Origin of the sequence: Microbacterium sp. A84 (assembly GCF_051842815.1) — a bacterium.
GTDB lineage: Bacteria > Actinomycetota > Actinomycetes > Actinomycetales > Microbacteriaceae > Microbacterium.
This window is the reverse complement of the sequence record NZ_JBPXMS010000005.1, coordinates 137,444-156,723: the sequence shown is the minus strand read 5'-3', so window position 1 is coordinate 156,723 and position 19,280 is coordinate 137,444. Positions and strand designations below refer to the sequence as shown.

Below are 19,280 nucleotides of genomic sequence, written 5' to 3'. Positions count from 1 at the left end.
GTCAGCATACTGCAACCGATTGCAAGCACGTTCCGGCTCACCGCAGCCCCGACGCTGGCACCACCACCCGCCGCGGATCCCTCACCCACACGACCCCATCCCGTCGCCGCTCCTCCCGCGTCGCGAAGCGGTAGCGATACGACACCGCCCGCACCCAACGCGGCGGACGCCCCTCGAACGGATCGCTCCTGAGCAGTGCGAGCGTCGGGGCATCCGCCTGCAACAGCCGCGCGAGGAACGTCGTGAACCATTCATCGAGCGACCGACCGAGCGGCAGGAACCACATCAGCCAGTCCAGCCGCAGATGGTACGGCGCGAACTGCCGGGGCACGCGCCGCACATCCCCCGGCTTGCCCTTAAACTCGTACTCGCGCCAGGTCGCGGCATCCGGATCCTCGTCCGTCGTGCCCTCGACGACGATCTCGATCCGCTCTTTCGTCACCGTGCCGAACGCGCCGTACGCGTTCGCGAGCTGCCAGCGGTTGAAGCTCGCGTTCATCAGCTGCCGTCTCGCGAAGAGATTGCGCAGTGCGGGCCAACTAATGACGACGTAGAGGATGCCGACGGCCGAGGTGATCACGAGCCAGTAGTTGGGGAGCCCCGACGCCGGCGTCGCGGCCTGAGGCACCCCGATCGCCGAGAACGCGATCACGATCGTCGCCCAGTTGAGCCATGCGAAGTTCCCGGTGGCGACCAGCCAGAGCTGCGTTGCCAGCACGATCCCGCCTGCGACCGCCCCGATGATCGCCGGCGCAGGCCCATCGATCCAGAGACCGAGAAGCGGAGCGAACAGGAAGAACGGCACTACCAGCTGCGCAAAGTGGTTTCCCAGCACCTCGCCCTTGTGGAACCAGCGCGGCATCAGATGCGCCTGACGACTCAACGGCCCCGGCATCGGCTGCGTCTCGTGGTGAAAGGTGAGGGCGGTGAGATCGCGCCACTCGCGTCCACCGCGAATCTTGATCATGCCTGCGCCGAACTCCAGCCGGAACAGCAGCCACCAGAAGAGCACGATGACCACCGTCGGCGGCGGCTGGTCTCGAGAGCCGAGGAACGCGGCGAGAAATCCGGCCTCGAGCAGCAGCATCTCCCACCCGAAACCGTAGAACGTCTGCCCGATGCTCGTGATCGACATGTACCCGAACCACAGCAACAGGAAGCACACCATCGGCACCCACGGAGGTGCAAACTGCGGGATGCCGACGACCAGCAGCGCACCGATGACGATGCCCACCCAACACAGCACGACGAGACGTCGATCCGTATAGCGGATGCGCGCGAACAGCGTGGGGCGCAGCATCCGCCCCCTCGCCCTCGAGGCGGATGCCCAGGCGAGAAGATCCGGGGCGGGCAGCAGCCCTCGCTCCCCGAGCAGCGGGCGGAACTGATTCAGCGACGAGACGAAGGCGACGAGATACAGCGCCGCAATGCCCCGCTGCAGCACCTCGCGCGCGAAGTTGTAGTCGACAGCGGCGAAACCGTCCATGCCATCAGAATACGACCGAGCACCGTACACCTGCACGACCGGGGGACGGATGCACGAGGCATCCGCCCATTCGATCGTGCAGGTGTACCAGGATCGCCGCGGGCCGATCCGGCGCTTTACTCGGTGACGACCCAGTCGAACTGGTCGCCGTTGGCCTCGAGCCAGGCGTCGACGGCGTCGGCTTCCTGGCCCTCACCGAACTCGTTCACGACGAGGTCCTCGAGCGTGCCGTACTGGTCATCGTCGAGCTTGATCTGCTCGACGAGTGCAGCGGCCTCGGGGAACTCCTCAGCGAAGCCCTTGTGCGCCATGAAGTTCAGCGTCTCCGCGTCACCCATCGCACCCAGCGGGTCTTCGAGGTCCTTGACGTCATACGTGCTGTTGGCCCAGAACGGGCGCCACAGCGTCACGACGACGTCTTCCTCGTTGTCGATGGCTTCACTGAGGACGGTGAGCATCGCGGCGGTCGACGAAGTCTCGAGCGTGTACTCGTCTTCCAGCTCGTAGGCCGGAATCATCGAGTCCTGCGTCTTCGCCGTCAGGCCAGCGCCCGGCTCGATGCCGATGATCTTGCCGTCGAAGCGGTCGCCCGCACCCTTGAGGTCTTCGATCGAGTCGATGTCCATGTAGCTGGGCACGGCGATCGTGAGCTTGGCGTTCTCGTAGTAGGCGCCGAGGTCTTCGAGGTCGGCGCCGTACGTCTTCATGTACTCGGCGTGCGTGACCTCGGGCCACGCAGACGGGAACATGTCGATGTCACCCTGTGCGAGTCCGGTGAACAGCGGGCCCGCCTCGGTGAGCGTCTCCAACTCGACGGTGTAGCCGATCTTCTCAAGCTGGTCCTGGACCAAGTACGCCATGCTCAGCCCATCCGACCAGGAGGGGATGAAGCCGAGCGTGATGGTGCCCATTTCAGCGCTTTCAGCGCTGTCGCCGTCTGCGTCTGCGCCTGCGCCTGCGTCACCCGAGTCTGTCGGGGTGCCCGCGCAACCTGCGAGGGCGATGGATGCTACGGCTCCGAGAGCCACGATGGCTGTGATGTGCCGGTACTTCTTCATGGTGCTTCCTTTCGTATGTTCTGCTGCGTTACGTATAGGTGTGGGTTTCAGGGAGCGGCTGGACGACGCGGTGCCACGAGCGCACGTTCGACCTCAGCCGCGGCATCCGCGGCCTCGTCGCGACGTTCCGCCTGGCGACGCGCGAGGATGCCGAAGAGCGAAGAGCGGTACTGACTCGGCGTGCCGAGCGCCGCGGTGACCCGGTCGAGGAAGACGGCGATCAGCACGACGCCGAGGCCGGCCTCGACGCCCTTGCCGATGTTGACGGTCGAGATGGCCTGCACGACCATCTTTCCCAGGCCGTCCGCGCCGGCCATACCGGCGATGACGGCCATCGACAGGGCGAGCATGATGACCTGGTTGACACCGGCCATGATGGTCGGCATCGCGAGCGGAAGCTGGATGCCGCGCAGAATCTGCGATGGCGTCGCGCCGAAGGCCTGACCGGCCTCGACGGTTTCGGAATCCACACCGCGGATGCCGAGCTCGGTGAGTCGCACGCCAGGGGGCAGAGCGAAGATCACGGTCGCGACGAGCCCAGGCACGACACCGATGCTGAAGAACACGATCGCGGGAATCAGGTACACGAAGGCCGGCATCGTCTGCATGAAGTCGAGCACCGGCTTGAGCACGGCACGGACCGTGTCGTTGCGCGCCGACCAGATGCCCAGTGGGATCGCGATCAGCACGGCGACCACCGCCGAGACGAGCACGAGCGAGAGCGTCTGCATCGCGGGCTCCCACAGGTCCATGCCGATGATGAGCACGAACGAGATCACGGTGCCGACGGCCATCTGCCAAGAGCGCACGAACCACGCGATGAGCGCGAAGATGGCGATCAGCACAGGGAACGGCGTGGCGAGAAGAGCGTCGCTGAGTCCGTTGACGAAGAACTTGACGACGACCGCGATGAAGTCGAGCAGACCCTCGAGGTTGTCCTTCACCCAGTCAACGATGGTCGCGACCCACTCACCGAGGGGAATACGGAAACCATCCATCAGCGCACCTCCCTTTCGATTGCGACGCCGGCGACGGCATCCTCTGCCGCCTCCAGAACCGCATCGATCTCGGCCTGCGGAACCGGCAGGTGCGGCAGAGTGATCTCCTCGGTCGCATTGGGCCCCGGGCCGAGAGCGGCGAGCAGCGTCACACGGGGAATGACACCGGTCAGGCGCCCCTCAGCGTCGAGAACCGCAAGCGGGAGCTGCGACTCGACGGAGGGGATGAACAGGTCCATCAGCACGTCGTCCTCGGAGACGCTCAGCGGCACGGGCTTGAGGATCGACTCCAGGGACGTCTCCCCCTTGCGGACAAGCTTGATGGCATCGCGATCGGTGACCATGCCGATCAGCTTGCGGTCACGGCCGGTGACGTACGCGGCCGACATATAGGTATCGCGCATCTGACGCAGCGCCGTACGAGGGCCGGCGTTGTCGGCGACGACCGGTCGCGGACGCTCCATGACGTTGCATGCCGTGAGCACACGCGCGCGATCGACGTCCTGCACGAACTGCTCGACGTAGTCGTTGGCAGGGTCAGTGAGGATGTCTTCGGGCGTTCCGATCTGCACAATGCGCCCGTCGCGCATGACGGCGATCCGGTCACCGAGGAACATCGCCTCGTTGAGATCGTGAGTGATGAACACGATGGTCTTCTGCAGCTTTGCCTGCAGCTCGACCAGCTGCTCCTGCATTTCTCGACGAATGAGCGGATCAAGCGCACTGAACGCCTCATCCATGAGCAGAATGTCGGTGTCTGCGGCGAGTGCACGGGCGATGCCGACGCGCTGCTGCATTCCACCGGAGAGCTGAGAAGGCAGCTTGTCACCCCAGCCGGTGAGCCCGACCATGTCGATCACTTCTTCTGCCTTCGCCAGTCGCTCAGCCTTACTGACGCCCTTCAGTTCCAGCGGGTAGGCGACGTTCGCGGCGACCGTGCGGTGCGGCAGCAGGGCGAAGTGCTGGAATACCATCGACACGTTCTCGCGGCGGATCTCACGCAGGCGCGATGCCGGGATGCCGGTGATCTGATCCGAGCCGATGGTGACGGTGCCGTCGGTGATCTCGTGCAGCCCGTTGAGCATGCGGATGATGGTGGATTTGCCCGATCCGGACAGGCCCATGATGACGAAGATCTCGCCTCGATTGACGGTGAAGCTGGCGTCGATGACGGCAGCCGTTCCGACATCCAGGATGTCATTTCTTCCCTCGCCTGCCTTCAGCCGGCGGACGGCTTGGTTCGGATTCTTTCCGAACACTTTGAAAAGATTGCGCGCGACAAGTGCGGCTTCGGTCACGATTCCCCCGATGGCTCACCCGCATTTCGGGTGCTCAGTGAGCCCGTCTCGGTTACGCCCGGGTGATACTCGAGGCCGTTTCGACATTCATCACGCTGGCGGCACTAACGGTGGATTCGGCTCCACCACAGGAGCATCGACCGTACGTCCACGCCTCTTCGCAGCACAGCTCATCGAAAGAAGGACGTGTCCGCGGACTGGTCATAAGGCCAAAAGGCCTACATTCCAAAGTAACAAAATGGCCGGTCAGAGGCAAATCTCGGTCGACAGAAGGGTGTGGTTTTTGTCGCGTGAACGGGGATTTGTCTAATGTCGACAATCTGCGGCGCGGACAGAATCAGCGCTTGATACTGCGCGTCACCGTGAATTTTGCCGTGCGGTGCAGTTGCTCGGTCGGGCCGATCAGACGGGTCAGCTCGGGCTTGTAAGTGAGGCTCGAGTTGAAAACCGTGAGCAGCTCACCTCCCGGCCGGAGGAGCCGGGCGGATGCCTCGAACAGGCGGGTGGCGGCACCAGTGTGCACGCTCGCGCCGAGGTGGAACGGCGGGTTGAGCAGGATTAGATCGGCGCTCGCATCCGGCAGCTCGGCGCCAGCATCGTCGTGAGTCACTGTGACTCGATCCGCGACGCCGTTGGCGATCATCGTCTCGCGAGCGGATGCCGCGGCTGCCGCCGAGCGGTCAGTGGCGATGACGCGGGCGTCGAGGTGGTGCAGGGCGTAGTACGCGGCGAGCGCGCCGGTGCCGCATCCGAGGTCGATGACGTTCTCTGCGGTGGGTGCACCGCCTGCGGCGAAAAGTTCCAGCAGCACCCGGGTGCCGATGTCGATTCGGTTCGCGGCGAATGCTCCCCCATGCGCGACGAGAGTGAGAGCGAACTCCGGATGCTCCGCACGCTGCGGGTACGGTGGCTCTTCCGCCACGGGCAACGGTCCGGTCGCCACGATCAGCCGCGACTTCCGCTCTGAGCGCTGCGCCTGCACGGTGTCGAAGTTCCGCCCGAGCACCTCGTTCTGCGTGAGGGTCATGTGCTTGACTCGCCCACCCGCGACGAGAGTCACGTCGGGCGCGGCCCAGCGAGCGACGGCATCCGCGATCTCTTCCAACTCGGCGAGCGCCTTCGGCAGCTGTAGCAGCACGAGGCGGGCGCCAGCGACTAGGTCGGTGTCGAACTCGTGTGCGGCGAAGCCGGTCAGTTCCAGCTTCTGCGCGTTGTTCGCCAGAGCCAGTCGTCCGGTGGCGGAATCTTGATGCACGCGCACACCCGCGAGCCCGGTATCCGCCAGAGCCAGCGTGATTGCGCCGTACTCGTCACCGATCACGACGATCTCGGGCCCGCTCAGCCCACGTTCTTCGACCAGCGCGAGAGCGCGCTCGACCAGCTGCAGATCGGTGGCGTCGTACGCCTGGAGGTTGTCCGCTTCGACATCGGGGAAGCGGCGGAGGCGGTCATAAGCAAAGTCGGGCACCTCCCCAACTTACGCGCGTCTGCGACCGCCGCTACGCACCTTCGCTCACGAGGTGGATCTCGTCGGCGACCAGTCCGTGTGCTTCTCTGTGCACGGTGTTCGCGGCCTCGGCATCCGGTGCGTTGACCAGGCAGAAGATCTTCCCGCCCGGCTCATCGACCCAATAGCGCAGATACTGCACGTCGTGCGCGTCCTGCAGCTGAAGATCGGCGGCGTGCGCCTTGGCGACATCCTCCTTGCTGACGGCGTCACCGAGCGTGTGGACGTCCATATACAGCGGCATGATTCCATTCCCTTCATCAAGGGTCGCGAAAGTCGGCGCGATCGAGTGAGGCGCCCCAGCGGCCCGACACGTCGGATGCTACGCCGATCCAGGGTCCGCGGCTACAGCAGTGCTGTCGCCAGCATCCGATCAGTTGCGTCGAATCGGTTCCATCCAATCGGCGGCATCCGCAAAGGCTTCTATCGCTGAGCGCCCGCCCGGCCTAGTGTGCTGTACAACGCATCGCACCAAGGAAGGGGCGAACGCCATGAGCGCGGCGATCGACATCAGTCAGCTGCACAAGAAGTTCGGACAGCACACCGCTCTGCACAGCATCGACCTGCGCGTGGCGCCCGGCACGGTGTTCGGACTGATCGGCCCGAACGGCGCCGGCAAGACCACGACGCTGCGCACTCTGGTGGATGTCATCCGGCCCACGTCGGGCGAGACCATGGTGCTCGGTGAGGATCCTCGCACAGGTGGGGCCGCGCTGCGACGCCGGATCGGCTACGTGCCAGGAGAGCTCCGGCTCGACGGGCGCGTCACCGGACACCGCCTGCTCGCGTTTTACGCAGAAGTGTCCGGGCCGGTCGCACCTGGCGCCACCCAAGAGCTCGCCGGACGCCTCGGCGTCGACCTCTCCCGCCCCGTGCGCACACTCTCCAAGGGGAACAAGCAGAAGATCGGCCTGATCCAGGCGTTCATGCATCGACCAGAGCTGCTCATCCTCGACGAACCGACCAGCGGCCTCGATCCTCTCGTTCAGCGCGAGTTCCTCCAGATGGTGCGCGAGGCGCGGGATGCGGGGCAGACCGTACTGCTCAGCTCGCACGTACTCAGTGAGATCCAGCAGATCGCCGACGAGGTCGCGGTGTTGAGTGACGGCCATATCGTGGCCGAGGGAAATGTCGCCTCGCTCAGACTCGGATCGATCCGTCGTGTGCGCGCAGGAATCACAACGACGGATGCCGCGGCCGACCGCGCGCGCCTCACGACGCTTCCCGGATTCGTAGGTCTCGAAATCAGCGATGAGAACGGTGGCCTCCGCATTACCGGAACCGTCGACGGCGCGATCGACCCGTTCGTGAAGGCGTTGGCCCCGTTCGAGGTCAACGACCTCACCGTGGAGGAGCCCGATCTCGAGGAGTCGGTGCTGAGGCTGTACGGGTCGGGTGCGGGAACGGTCGCCAAAGACGAGACGCGGGCATCGCGGCGGGCCCGGCGCGGAGGTCCTCGTGCGTAGCATCCTGCCGGTATTCCGGCGCAGCATCCGCGAGTCTTGGCGCAGCACGGCCGGCTGGAGCGTCGGCGTCGCCGCCGTCTTGTTCCTCTACCTGCCGCTGTACCCGAGTTTCGGCGCCTCCGGGCAATTGCAGGGCATCATCGACTCCATGCCGAAGGAGCTGATCGACACCCTCGGCTACGACCAGATCGCCACCGGGGCCGGGTACGCGCAGAGCACCTTCTATGGCCTGACCGGGTTCCTGCTGCTCACGATCGCAGCCGTGATGTGGGGCTCCGCCGCGATCGCCGGCGCCGAGGAGAGCGGACGCCTCGAACTCGACCTCGCGCACGGTGTCGGACGAGCGCAGTACGTCGTCGAGTCGGCACTGTCGGTTCTTGTCCGGATGCTCTGGCTCGGCGCCTTCGCGGGGGTCATCGTGTGGGCTGTGAACGGACCCGCCGAACTGGACATCAATCCGCCCCGGATCATCGGCGCGAGCGCCGCACTCGTCGGACTCGCCTTCCTCAGCGCGTCCGCGGGGCTCCTCGCCGGAGCTCTGACCGGCCGCAAATCGTGGGCATCCGGCGTCGGCGCCGGGATCGCCGTTCTCGGATACGTCTTCCAGGCTGTTGCAAAGCAGTCGGACGATCTCGAGTGGCTGAACGTTTTCTCGCCATACGCCTGGGTGTACCGCCAGTCGCCGCTGCTCGACGGCGTGCATCTCGGCGGTCTCGCGGCGGTCTGGGGACTTGCGCTGCTGTGCGCCGCGGCATCCGCCGTCGTCTTGCAGCGCCGCGATATCGCGGACTGAGACGCGCGGCTCGGAGAGCAAGGCTTGACACTTCTTTGGGTTCTATGGTTAGTTAGTCGAGTAAGTAACCAACTGACCACCTGGAGGCATCGTGATCGAAGAAGGCAAGCCGCTCTTCCTCCAGATATCCGAGCAGATCGAGGACTCGATCCTCGATGGCTCACTCGCGGAAGAGTCCCAGGCGCCGTCGACGAATGAACTCGCCGCCTTCTACCGCATCAACCCCGCCACCGCAGCCAAGGGAGTAGCCATGCTCGCCGACAAGGCAGTGCTGTACAAACGCCGTGGAATCGGCATGTTCGTCGCCACCGGAGCACGCGAGCTGCTGCTCGGCGAGCGCCGTGCAGCCTTCGCTGACCGTTACCTCGATCCGCTCCTCGCCGAAGCCCGCACACTGGGCCTCGGCGCCGAAGACCTCGCAACCATGCTGCGCGAACGCGCCGCAGCATCCACAACCACCGAAGGGAACCCCGCATGACCGCCGTCATCGAGGTGCAAAACCTCACCATGCGCTACAAGGACAAGCGCGCGCTCGACAATGTGTCTCTCAGCATTGAAGGTGGCCACATCTATGGTCTGCTCGGCCGCAACGGCGCCGGCAAGACCACTCTGATGTCGATCCTCACCGCTCAGAACTTCGCGTCGTCCGGCGACGTGAAGGTGTTCGGGGAGCACCCGTACGAGAACACGCACGTGCTTTCACGGGTCTGCTTCGTCAGGGAAAGTCAGAAATACCCGGAGGATGCCACACCTCGGCACGCGTTCAAGGCCGCGAGCCTGTTCTTCAGGAACTGGGATCAGGAGTTCGCCGAGCAGCTGATCAAGGACTTTCAGCTGCCGATGAAGCAGACGATCAAGAAGCTCTCGCGCGGGCAACTCTCTGCCGTCGGCGTCATCATCGGTCTCGCCTCACGCGCCGAACTCACCTTCTTCGACGAGCCGTACCTCGGCCTCGACGCGGTCGCACGGCAGATCTTCTACGACCGACTCGTCGAGGACTACTCAGAGCACCCGCGCACGATCATCCTGTCGTCGCACCTGATCGACGAGGTCTCCAACCTCATCGAGCGGGTCATCGTGATCGACGACGGGCAGATCCTCCTCGACGAGGAGACGGATGCCGTGCGCGACCGCGCGGCCACGGTCGTGGGCGATGCGGCAAAGGTCGAGGCCTGGGTATCCGGACGCGAGGTTCTGCATCGCGAGTCGCTGGGCCGCGTGGCATCTGTCACGGTCCTCGGCAAACTATCCGCCACCGAACGCGCAGCGATCACGGCCGATGGGCTCGACGTCGCACCGGTGTCACTCCAGCAACTGATCGTGCGTCTCACGCAGAAAGCGGCGAGCGCGAAGGCCGAGGAGGTCAACTGATGCTTCGCGTACTGAAGGTCGTCCGTCTGCAGCTCATCAACAAGCAGACCTACATCTGGGTGCCCCTGATCGTGTTGGGCGGCGCCTTACTCGTCTCGCTTCTCATCTACGCGATGATCCCGGGCGATGGGCCGAAGTACGGCGGTGGCAGCCAGGCGCCGCTGTGGTCCTTCCTGTTCGTGGGGATCCAGGCGATGACGATGTCGTTCCCGTTCTCGCAGGCAATGAGCATCACGCGGCGGGACTTCTACCTGGGCACGCTGATCACCGCGATGATGACCAGCGCCATCCTCGGGGTGATCTTCATCCTCGGCGGGCTGCTCGAATTGGCGACGAACGGCTGGGGGATCAACGGTTATTTCTTCCACCTGCCCTGGGTGTGGGAGTCCGGTCCGCTCGGAGCCGGATTCATCTACTTCACTCTCGCTCTGCTCATCTTCATCAGCGGCTTCACGTCTGCGACGATCTACAAGAGTTGGGGGCCGATGGTCTACCTGATCATCAGCCTGGCATTGACGCTCCTCCTCCTCGGCCTCGTGTACCTGGTCAGTCGACTAGAGCTCTGGGGCAACGTCTGGATGGGCATCCTCGATCTCGGCGCACTGGGACTCGCCCTCTGGGGCCTGGTCGCGATCGTGGTCATGGCCGGGATCTCGTTCCTGGCCTTCCGTCGCGCGATTCCTTAGGTCACTCGCCTCGTTGAACGCCCGCCTCCACCATTCGGTGGGGCGGGCGTTCTGCGTCGTGGCCGGGGTTCAGATCATGTCGTCGGCGCCGATGATGTCGAGGGTCCAAGTGCGGGTGTCGGGATCGTCGGCGTCGTGGGCGTCGGTGACTTCCTTAATCGCCTCGTGGATCCGCTTCTCCATGGCGGCATACTCCGCCGAGTTCAGCCGCAGATTGTGCTGAGAGAAGGTGCCGTGCGGCTCGGGGTCGCGGCCGGTCACATACTCCGGCACCCACTCCAGCACACGACGAACCATGTCGAAGTGGTCTTCGGCGAGCGCACTCATCAACGCCCCGCCGAGCATCTCATCCTCGACCGGCCGCGCCGGGGAACCGATGCTCCATGCCCCCTCGACCGCCGTCCAGACTCGATCTCGGCGGTCACGAGCCCGCTCCGGCGCCTCTTCGATGAGTCCGGCATTCGCAAGTACACGCAAATGGAAGCTCACGCCGTTGGCCGGCAAGTCCAACTCGGCCGCGATATCAGCGGCACGGGCGTAGGTCCGTCCCACCAGCACCTTCGCAATCCGACGGCGCAGCGGATGCGCGTATGCCTTCAGCATCGCCGACGTCGCGTGCTTCGAATCGGGATACGGATCCTCGTGAGGGGTGTCATCCGTCATGCCCTGATCCTATCCGCACCACAAGTTGCGCACATTTACTTGCGCAACTTCTCTTGCGCATTTATCCTGGACCGCATGACCACCACCGCACTTCCGCATCGACTCAGTCGCAACAGCCGTTACATCACCTGGCTCATCAGCGACACCGCCAAGGGCCTCGCCGGTGGACTGTTTGGCTTCGCGGTCCCACTGATCGCCCTGTTCGTCACGAACGACCCGACACAGGCCGGCATCATCGGCGCAGTGGGGATGACGATCCGCACCGTTACCACTCTGCTGGGCGGAGTTCTCGCCGACCGACACCGACGCATACCGATGATGGTGCTGGGCTCGGCTATCGGCATTCTCCTCGCCGGCGCCTTCACCCTGCTCGCCCTCGCCGACGCGCTGACCTTCACCACGCTGCTGCTGCTCGACGTGCTGCTCGCGGCGCGCGCAGGCCTATTCGATGTCGCCGGGGAGAGTGCACTGAAGGAGATCGTCCCGGATGATGCGATGGGCAGAGCTCAGGCCGCCAATCAGGGGCGCAATGCCGTGCTCGAACTCGCCGGCGGCCCGCTCGGGGGTGCGCTGCTCGCCGTTGGCGGCTGGCTGATCGGCGCCGTGATGGCTGTGAGCCACGCGATCGCCATGGTGACGGCATGGATGCTGCAGCGCTCTGCCGCAACCGGGGCCTCGTCCCCTGCCGCTTGGGAAAACCCAGACGAACACGCCGCCGGTCGGAGTGTTACCCAAGGACACGCCGCAGACACGCCAGATGATCCCCGTTTTCCGACGGCGACGACGGAAGTCGCAGTATCCGGGGTGGCCACGGCAACTGCGGCGAGCGCCATCAGCAAGCCGAATGCGATCCGCGAGATGACCGAGGGCTTTCGGTGGCTGTTCTCCCGACCAGACCTGCGCGGCGTCCTCTTCGTGGCGACGATCATCAACCTCGGTTTCACCACAGCGCTCACGTGCATCATCTACGCGCTGCAGCAGCAAGGGCACACGCCTCTGACGATCGGACTGTTGTCGTCCGGCGCCGGTGTGGCGATGCTCATCGGCGCTCTCTTCGCACCAATGCTGGTCTCACGGGTGCCAGCGGGCATCATCATCATCGCCGGACTCGGCGTGTCGGTGATCGGCGTCTTCGCTCTGCTGCCCGTGCACGCACCGTTGGCCCTGGCCGCGGTGCTGGGCGCGATCGTATTGTTCATCCCCGCGGTGAACGCGGCGCTCATGGGTTACTTCATGGTGGCAACCCCCACCGAATTGCTGGGACGTGCGAACAGCGCAAGCTCCGTGCTCGGCATGGGTGCGATGCCGCTGGCACCCCTAATCGCCGGCTTCGGCCTGTCACTGATCGGCCGCGAGAACACCCTGCTCGTGGCAGCGGCGCTCTGCCTCACCGCGGTGCTGCTCGCGTTCGGCAACCGTGCACTGCGCGCTCTGCCAGCCGAGGCCGGCTGGTCCGCCCACGCCGCACAATTCCTCGTGCGCTGACGGAATACTTGACTCTGACACGATGCTTGACTCTGACACCGTGTGAGGTGGGAGAACTGAGACATGTTATCCATCGGAGCGTTCGCGCAGATCGGCCAGGTGACCCACCGGATGCTCCGGCACTGGGACACCGCGGGCCTTCTCGTGCCCGCCCACGTGGACGAGTTCAGCGGTTACCGTTCCTACGATCCGTCGCAGCTGGAAAGGCTGCACCGGATCGTGGCACTGCGCCAACTCGGCTTCGGCCTCGACGACATCGCGCTGATCCTCGAGCAGGGAGTGGATGCCGAACGCATCGGTGTCCTGCTGCGGATTCGCCGGGCCGAGGTCGCCGAGGAGCAACGCATCGCGGCCGCACGCCTCGTCGACGTGGAGCGACGCCTCCACCTCATCGAAAGCGAGAATCAGATGTCCACAATCGAGATCATCGAGAAGCCCCTCCCCGCTGTACGTTTGGCCGCACGGCGGGCGATCGTCGCATCCCAGCCGGAGATCGCCGACGTCGTCGGCCCCGCGTTCGGGGCCGTCGCGGCAATCATCGGAGACAAGCGCGGCTCCCTGACTACGCCGATCGCCCAGTACTCGGCGGCAGAGGACGGCACCGAGGTCATCGCCGGCTACGCCTACGACGGGCCTGCACAGGACGGGTTCGAGCTCGTCGACCTCCCCGCCGCGGCGGAGGCGATCTGTGGCATCCATCTCGGGTCGATGGATCAGATCGCGAACAGCTGGATGCAGATCCACACCGAGATCATCGCCCGCGGCTTCGTGCCGACGGGTCCCTGCCGGGAACTGTACGTGCGGGCAGTGTCGGACGATCAGTCCGACTGGGTCACCGAACTGCAGCAGCCCGTCGCGCGGGCCTGAGCGACGCCTACAGCACCCCGGCGAGCGCGGCGATTCCGGCAATCACTGACACGACGGCCAGAACCAGCGCGATCGCGATGAGGATCGCGTGCACCTTGAGGAACACGGTGGCCTTGCCATCGGCATCCCGAGCACGCGGATCGTTCACGACCCGCTTGTAGAACCGCGGCCACACGATCACGTTGAAGGCGGCGTTGATGAAAAGAAGCACGGCAAGAGCGATCACACACCCAGCGTAGGCCGCGAATGTATCAAGAAGGGCTTGCCCTGCTCCTAGTAGGTGTGAGCACAATGATCTTCATGACCGACGCCTCCCCCGAAGGCGCCGTCAGCGATGGTTCGGCGCGCTGGGAACGCGCCGCCGATCTGTTCGCCGACTGGCGCTCTGGAAACGTACGCGCCATGGACGATCTGGTGCGCCTCATGACCCCCGTCCTATGGCACGTCGTGCGCGCCTACGGGCTCGAGCGGACGCTGACGGAGGACGTCGTGCAGTCCACCTGGCTCGCTCTCGTGCGCGGGCACGAGAAGATCGCCGACGGCCGCGCCGTCTCCGGATGGCTCACCATCACGGCCCGCCGCGAAGCCTGGCGGGTCAGCAAGAGTCACAGACGAGCGGATGCCACCGCAGACGAAATCCTCGAGCCGATGCTGCCGCCGACGGAGTCCACTGAGACGGAGGTCGCGGCATCCGATGAAGCGCGCCGGCTATGGACCGCCGTCGCCACCCTCGAAGACCGGTGCCGGCGCCTGCTGCGAGTCGTCGCATTCGACGACCGGCCGGACTACGCGCGCATCGCCACCGACCTCGACATGCCGATCGGCAGCATCGGACCGACACGCAAACGGTGTCTCACGAAGCTGCGCACCGCGCTGGTGAACACGGGGTTCTCCGACGAAGGGGGTCGTGATGGCTGAATCCGATGAACTGATGCTCGCTCAGCTGCGTGCAGCGTTCGAAGAGCTCGACCCGGCACCGAGCGACCTCGCCGACCGCATGATCGCGGCCATTGCGATCTCCGATCTGTCCCGCGAGTACGCCCTGCTCACCCTGATCGAGAACGCCGAAGCCGCAGTGCGCGGCGACAGTAAGACGACCACGCTGCAGTTCAGCGATGGCACATCGAGCATCCTGTTGCACATCAGTCACACCGCGAACCGGCGGCGCCGCATCGACGGCTGGGTGGATGCCGGCGCCACCGAGGTACGGCTCACCCAGGGCGAACGCGACTGGAGCATCACGCCCGATGAACAGGGCCGCTTCGCATTCGACGACGTCCTGCCCGGCCTCAGCCGCGTGCTGCTGGTCACCGGCGAAGGACACAAAGATCTGCTCACACCTCAGTTCGAGGCGTGAGCTCGCACATCAGCGAGCACGCGGGCGCTGAGCCTGCCGGAGAGGGAGAGCAATGGAGCATCCGAAGGGCTGGAGTTGGCAGGACCGCGCGGAGGGGTCGATCGCCCGCGGCACGGCACTTGATCCCAGCGTGGATCCCGTCGACGGCATCCGTGCGTATCCGACCGCGTATCTCCCGGATCGGCTGCTGATCGCCGATCGCAGCCTTGAGGAGAACGAGGGCCCCGATAGCGAGCTGCGCGCGCTCATGGCGGCCGCCGAGTCGTTCGGTTGGGAACTTCTGGTCGAGCCGGATGACGTGGTGCGGGCAGGACACGGAGCGGAGATGCTGCCCGGCATCCCTGGGCTTCGTCGCGCGCTGCTACGCACGCAGGGTGTTCTTACCGAAGGGGAGTCTCCGGTGGCGCCGGATGCCTGGCGCGTGCTGCAGCGCGCCCGCCGGATCGTCGGAAACCCCATGCCTCGGGCCGGACTCGAGCACATGCTGGCAATCGACCCGGTCGGGCTAAATCCGTTCACGCGCACCAACCCGTTCACCAGGACCAACCCGTTCACGCGCACGAACCCGGTGCGCGGTGCGGGCGCCGTCGGCAGCGACGACTATCTCGAACCCGGTCGCGGTGGGCGCCAGCCCCTCGCGTGGATCGGCGCGGCGCCGGTACGCGGGGCAGAGCCTCGAAAAGGGCGGCGGGCTGTCGTGGCGGTACTCGACACCGGTTGCGGCGAACACGACTGGCTGCCCGATTCGGTTGTCACCCGCGCGATCGAACTCGATGGTGTGCCGATCGGGTTGACCGGCAATGATGATCCGGAGCGGTATCCGGATCTGTACGGCCAGTTGGACGGCGAGATCGACGCGGTGGCGGGCCACGGCACGTTCATCGCGGGGCTGATTCGGCAGACGGCTCCGGATGCGGACATCCTCTCGATCCGCGTCGCAGGCTCTCTCGGCGTGGTTGATGAGAGTACGTTCCTTGAAGCGCTCGCGGCGGTGATCGAACTGCAGCGTCGATTCGTGCACGGGATCGACGGCGGGCATCCCGTCGATGTGCTGAACTTGTCGCTCGGTTACTACCACGAGACCCCGATGGACGGTCAGTTTTCACTCGTGCTCTACGACCTGCTGCAGGCCGCGCGCGAGCTCGGCACAGTCGTCGTGTGCTCGGCAGGAAACGATGCGATCGACCGTCCCTCGTTTCCGGCATCACTGTGGGCGTGGCCCGGTGCCGACAACGGCCTGGTCGCTGACCGCGCGGTGCCGCTCGTTTCAGTCGGAGCACTCAACCCCTCGCGGCGGTCGCTGGCACTGTTCTCGAACATCGGACCGTGGGTGCGCACATTCGCTCCAGGGGCGATGGTCGTGTCGACGACGCCGGCATTCGTCGGTGGCGCGCAAGCGTCGACCAGGGCAGATGTGGATGGTCTCGAACGGCAGACGATCGACCCGGACGACTACCGCGGCGGATTTGCGGCGTGGAGTGGAACGTCGTTCGCCGCACCCTATGTCGCGGGGAAGATCGCCGCGCGGTTGGCCGCATCGGTGCCGCGTGAGGGTGCCGCGGCGGAGGGCGCGGTGAAGAAGGCCGTGGATGCCGTGTTGAAGGAGCTCCCGCCGGTCGCGCCACTGAGCTGAGCGCGGCTGAGTCAGCGCCCCCGCTCTTCCGCCGCCGCCCCAGACACGGCATCCTGGAACGATGGGGACTTCTGCGCGCACACTGTACGAGCGCGGGCGCGCGGCTTCCAACGCGCAGCGTTACGCCGAGGCGCGGAAACTGTTGGCGCGCGCGGCGGCCGAGGCAGCTACCGGGGCGACCGCGCAGACGACGGATGCCGGGCCAGACCTGCAGGCGAGGATCACCGGTACAACGGCGTATGTCCTCGCGCAAACCGGCGAGCCTGCCAGAGCCGAGGAACTCTGCCGGGAGGCGCTGGCGCAGGACGGTGTCAGCGCGGAGACTCAGGCGATCTTGGCCGGGCAGCTCGGCGTGCTGCTCACCCGTGCCGGACGCCTCGATGAGGCGGATGAAATGCTCAGCCGCGCGATCGATGGGCTCACCGGCGATGCCAGGGCGAACTGCCTGCTCAACCGGTCACTCGTGCACATGCAGCGGCGTGAGTTCGACGCCTGCACCGCCGACCTGGCGCAGGCCGTCACGCTCTATGAAGCCTCGGGCGACATGACCGCCGCCGCCGAGGCCCGCCACAACCTCGGTTACACCGCACTGCTGCGCGGCGACCTGGTCGAAGCTCTCGAGCTGATGACGGCATCCCGCCCGATCATCGCCGCAGACTCCCCCATCAGCGCCGCGATGAGCGACCTCGACCGTGCCGAGGTGCTGCGCGATGCCGGGCTCGTCGATGAAGCCGAACACCTCCTGGAGAGCGTCGCCACTACCTTCGGCAGCGCCAGGATGCGCCAGGCTCGCGCCGAGGCCGAGTACCATCTCGCCCGCTCCCTGCTCCGGCACGACCCGGCCAGAGCAGAGCGCGTCGCCCGCGCCGCCACTCGCCGATTCCGCGCATTGGGGGCGCAGAGTTGGGCCGCGCGCAGCGATGCGATCCGTCTGGATGCCGGGCTCGACGGAGGCTCCCCGCCACCCGCCATCGAGTTCACCCGGACGGCAGGTGAGCTCAGAGCAGCCGGATTTCCCAGCGAGGCGACCGCCGTGGCGCTGAGCGCTGCCCTCTCCGACACCAGCGGCACCACACCCCTGCCGCGCATCCCCGCGCACGCACCGACTCCACTGCGCCTGCGCGCCACCGAGGCCCGTGCTGCACGCGCCGGAGCCCACCGCAAGCACGCGGAAGCACGCCGCCACGCCGCCGCCGGCCTTGATCTGCTGTCTGAATGGCAGCGCTCATTCGGCGCGCTCGACCTGCAGGCATCCCTCACGATGCACGGAACGAAACTTGTGTTCCACGGACTTTCCGCTGCCGCCGCGAGTGCAGACGCCGGCATCCTCTTCGACTGGTCAGAGCGCGCCCGCCACCTCAGCCAGCAGGTCGCGCCGGTGCGCCCGCCGCATGATCCGCAGTTGGCCGCCGATCTGGCGGAGTTGCGGATGCTGCGCACTGAACTGACCGGCCAGGAGTGGACCGCACATCCGCAGGTACGCGCGCTCCGAGACCGCGTGCGCGACCGGCAATGGTCGGCCACCGGCGCCGGCGACACCAGACCGCGCGTCACCGTTTCCGAACTGCGTGACACCATCGGCGCCGATACCGCGGTGCTGTCGTACGTGTTCACGGGCAGCAGCCTCAGCGTCGTGGTCACCACCGCGACGGACAGCGTTATCGTCGAACTCGATTTCGCCACGGTGCAACAGGCATCTGCGGGGCTGCGTGCCGACCTCGACGTCTCCGCCTCGATCCGCAGCGGTCCGATGGCTCACGTCGTCGCGCGCGCACTCGGTGAGCGGATGCTGCGCCTCGACGACGCCCTCCTCACCCCGCTGCGAGCACTGATCGGCGAGCGCCAGCTGGTGCTGACTGTGCCCGGCATCCTCGCTGGAATTCCGTGGGGGATGCTGCCGTCGATGGCGGGGCGCCCCTTCACGCTGGCGACCTCAGCGTCACGCTGGATGCAGGAGCGTGAGACGCCGCGCGCGCTGAAGACGGCGGGCTTCGCGGCCGGTCCGCGGGTGGCCCGCGCCGCCGAGGAGGTGTGCGCCGCGGCATCCGCCTGGACGAACGCCGCCGTGCTCACCGGCGACGATGCGCGAGTGGATGCCGTCACCGCTCTCGCCGGCAATGTCGACGTGCTGCATGTTGCCGCGCACGGACGGCACGCCGTCGACAACCCCCTGTTCGCGGGATTCGAGCTCATCGACGGCACGCTGTTCGGCTACGACGTCGATCTGATCTCACCCGCTCCGGACACCGTCGTACTCTCCGCCTGCGAGCTCGGGCTGTCGTCGGTGCGCTGGGGCGAAGAGGCGCTCGGGATGACGCGGGTGTGGTTGCACGCGGGAACCCGTAGTGTGATCGCGGCTCCGGCAGTCGTGCCGGACGACATCGCCAGCGAACTGCTCAGCGCCGTACACACCGGTCTGAGCAGGGGCTCGTCACCCGCTGTCGCCCTTGCCGAGGCATCCGCCATGACGGGCCATCACACCCCGTTTCAGTGCCACGGAAGTGGATCCTGAAGAATTTCTCCATTCGATGTATCAGGATTCCCCGAAGTGGCTCTTGATACATGGAAGGTGTCACGTGGATGCTCCGGAAGGGTAGGAGCTCGGCGCGGTT

19 protein-coding genes are annotated in these 19,280 nt (G+C 65.9%); 11 read left to right on the top strand and 8 right to left on the bottom strand.

The window, feature by feature from the left end; translation table 11 throughout:
• Positions 1–37: 37 nt before the first annotated feature.
• The 6 genes from ACSU04_RS17590 to ACSU04_RS17565 form a co-directional block, all read right to left on the bottom strand.
• The gene (locus ACSU04_RS17590; RefSeq protein WP_439290477.1) at positions 38–1,486 is read right to left on the bottom strand and encodes a lipase maturation factor family protein; all 1,449 of its coding nucleotides are present in this window, start codon (positions 1,484–1,486) and stop codon (positions 38–40) included.
• 116 nt (positions 1,487–1,602) lie between these two features.
• Positions 1,603–2,544: a glycine betaine ABC transporter substrate-binding protein gene (locus ACSU04_RS17585; protein ID WP_439290476.1), complete on the bottom strand. Its 942-nt coding sequence runs from the start codon at positions 2,542–2,544 to the stop codon at positions 1,603–1,605.
• A 47-nt stretch (positions 2,545–2,591) separates the two neighbouring features.
• Positions 2,592–3,542 carry an ABC transporter permease gene (locus ACSU04_RS17580; RefSeq protein ID WP_439290475.1) on the bottom strand — a complete coding sequence of 317 codons (951 nt, stop codon included), beginning with the start codon at positions 3,540–3,542 and terminating at the stop codon, positions 2,592–2,594.
• Positions 3,542–4,840: a quaternary amine ABC transporter ATP-binding protein gene (locus ACSU04_RS17575; protein ID WP_439290474.1), complete on the bottom strand. Its 1,299-nt coding sequence runs from the start codon at positions 4,838–4,840 to the stop codon at positions 3,542–3,544. The genes ACSU04_RS17580 and ACSU04_RS17575 overlap by 1 nt, the downstream gene beginning before the upstream one ends.
• A gap of 337 nt (positions 4,841–5,177) precedes the next feature.
• Positions 5,178–6,308, bottom strand: a complete 1,131-nt coding sequence (locus ACSU04_RS17570) for a class I SAM-dependent methyltransferase (RefSeq protein ID WP_439290473.1) — start codon at positions 6,306–6,308, stop codon at positions 5,178–5,180.
• Positions 6,309–6,339: 31 nt separating this feature from the next.
• Positions 6,340–6,591, bottom strand: coding sequence for a DUF4242 domain-containing protein (locus ACSU04_RS17565; protein ID WP_439290472.1), 252 nt, complete (start codon positions 6,589–6,591; stop codon positions 6,340–6,342).
• A gap of 247 nt (positions 6,592–6,838) precedes the next feature.
• Between ACSU04_RS17565 and ACSU04_RS17560 the strand changes: the two genes are divergently transcribed.
• The 5 genes from ACSU04_RS17560 to ACSU04_RS17540 all read left to right on the top strand — a co-directional run bounded on the left by ACSU04_RS17560 (position 6,839) and on the right by ACSU04_RS17540 (position 10,663).
• The gene (locus ACSU04_RS17560; RefSeq protein WP_439290471.1) at positions 6,839–7,813 is read left to right on the top strand and encodes an ABC transporter ATP-binding protein; all 975 of its coding nucleotides are present in this window, start codon (positions 6,839–6,841) and stop codon (positions 7,811–7,813) included.
• Positions 7,806–8,606 (top strand): ABC transporter permease subunit, encoded by an 801-nt coding sequence (locus tag ACSU04_RS17555; protein WP_439290470.1) that lies wholly within the window; start codon positions 7,806–7,808, stop codon positions 8,604–8,606. Before ACSU04_RS17560 ends, ACSU04_RS17555 begins: the two co-directional genes overlap by 8 nt.
• Positions 8,607–8,697: 91 nt before the next feature.
• Positions 8,698–9,084: a GntR family transcriptional regulator gene (locus ACSU04_RS17550; RefSeq protein ID WP_439290469.1), complete on the top strand. Its 387-nt coding sequence runs from the start codon at positions 8,698–8,700 to the stop codon at positions 9,082–9,084.
• Positions 9,081–9,977 carry an ABC transporter ATP-binding protein gene (locus ACSU04_RS17545; RefSeq protein WP_439290468.1) on the top strand — a complete coding sequence of 299 codons (897 nt, stop codon included), beginning with the start codon at positions 9,081–9,083 and terminating at the stop codon, positions 9,975–9,977. The genes ACSU04_RS17550 and ACSU04_RS17545 overlap by 4 nt, the downstream gene beginning before the upstream one ends.
• Positions 9,977–10,663: a hypothetical protein gene (locus tag ACSU04_RS17540; protein ID WP_439290467.1), complete on the top strand. Its 687-nt coding sequence runs from the start codon at positions 9,977–9,979 to the stop codon at positions 10,661–10,663. The genes ACSU04_RS17545 and ACSU04_RS17540 overlap by 1 nt, the downstream gene beginning before the upstream one ends.
• A gap of 69 nt (positions 10,664–10,732) precedes the next feature.
• Here the strand turns inward: ACSU04_RS17540 and ACSU04_RS17535 are convergent, their stop codons facing one another.
• Positions 10,733–11,326 (bottom strand): winged helix-turn-helix domain-containing protein, encoded by a 594-nt coding sequence (locus tag ACSU04_RS17535; protein WP_439290466.1) that lies wholly within the window; start codon positions 11,324–11,326, stop codon positions 10,733–10,735.
• A 75-nt stretch (positions 11,327–11,401) separates the two neighbouring features.
• On the opposite strand from ACSU04_RS17535, the gene ACSU04_RS17530 reads away from it, so the two are divergent.
• Both ACSU04_RS17530 and ACSU04_RS17525 read left to right on the top strand, forming a co-directional pair.
• On the top strand, positions 11,402–12,811 hold the full coding sequence (locus tag ACSU04_RS17530; protein ID WP_439290465.1) for an MFS transporter: 1,410 nt from the start codon (positions 11,402–11,404) through the stop codon (positions 12,809–12,811).
• Positions 12,812–12,874: 63 nt separating this feature from the next.
• Positions 12,875–13,678, top strand: coding sequence for a MerR family transcriptional regulator (locus tag ACSU04_RS17525; protein ID WP_439290464.1), 804 nt, complete (start codon positions 12,875–12,877; stop codon positions 13,676–13,678).
• Positions 13,679–13,685: 7 nt separating this feature from the next.
• Here ACSU04_RS17525 and ACSU04_RS17520 read toward each other — a convergent pair whose 3' ends face one another.
• The gene (locus ACSU04_RS17520) at positions 13,686–13,904 is read right to left on the bottom strand and encodes an SCO4848 family membrane protein (protein WP_439290463.1); all 219 of its coding nucleotides are present in this window, start codon (positions 13,902–13,904) and stop codon (positions 13,686–13,688) included.
• Positions 13,905–13,978: 74 nt separating this feature from the next.
• On the opposite strand from ACSU04_RS17520, the gene ACSU04_RS17515 reads away from it, so the two are divergent.
• The 4 genes from ACSU04_RS17515 (at position 13,979) to ACSU04_RS17500 (ending at position 19,180) form a co-directional block, all read left to right on the top strand.
• A complete protein-coding gene (locus tag ACSU04_RS17515; protein WP_439283568.1) occupies positions 13,979–14,596 on the top strand; it encodes an RNA polymerase sigma factor in 618 nt (205 codons plus the stop codon).
• The gene (locus ACSU04_RS17510) at positions 14,589–15,035 is read left to right on the top strand and encodes a hypothetical protein (RefSeq protein ID WP_439283566.1); all 447 of its coding nucleotides are present in this window, start codon (positions 14,589–14,591) and stop codon (positions 15,033–15,035) included. Before ACSU04_RS17515 ends, ACSU04_RS17510 begins: the two co-directional genes overlap by 8 nt.
• Before the next feature lie 52 nt (positions 15,036–15,087).
• Positions 15,088–16,668 (top strand): S8 family peptidase, encoded by a 1,581-nt coding sequence (locus ACSU04_RS17505; RefSeq protein WP_439290462.1) that lies wholly within the window; start codon positions 15,088–15,090, stop codon positions 16,666–16,668.
• Positions 16,669–16,729: 61 nt separating this feature from the next.
• Positions 16,730–19,180, top strand: a complete 2,451-nt coding sequence (locus tag ACSU04_RS17500) for a CHAT domain-containing protein (RefSeq protein WP_439290461.1) — start codon at positions 16,730–16,732, stop codon at positions 19,178–19,180.
• Positions 19,181–19,280: the final 100 nt, after the last annotated feature.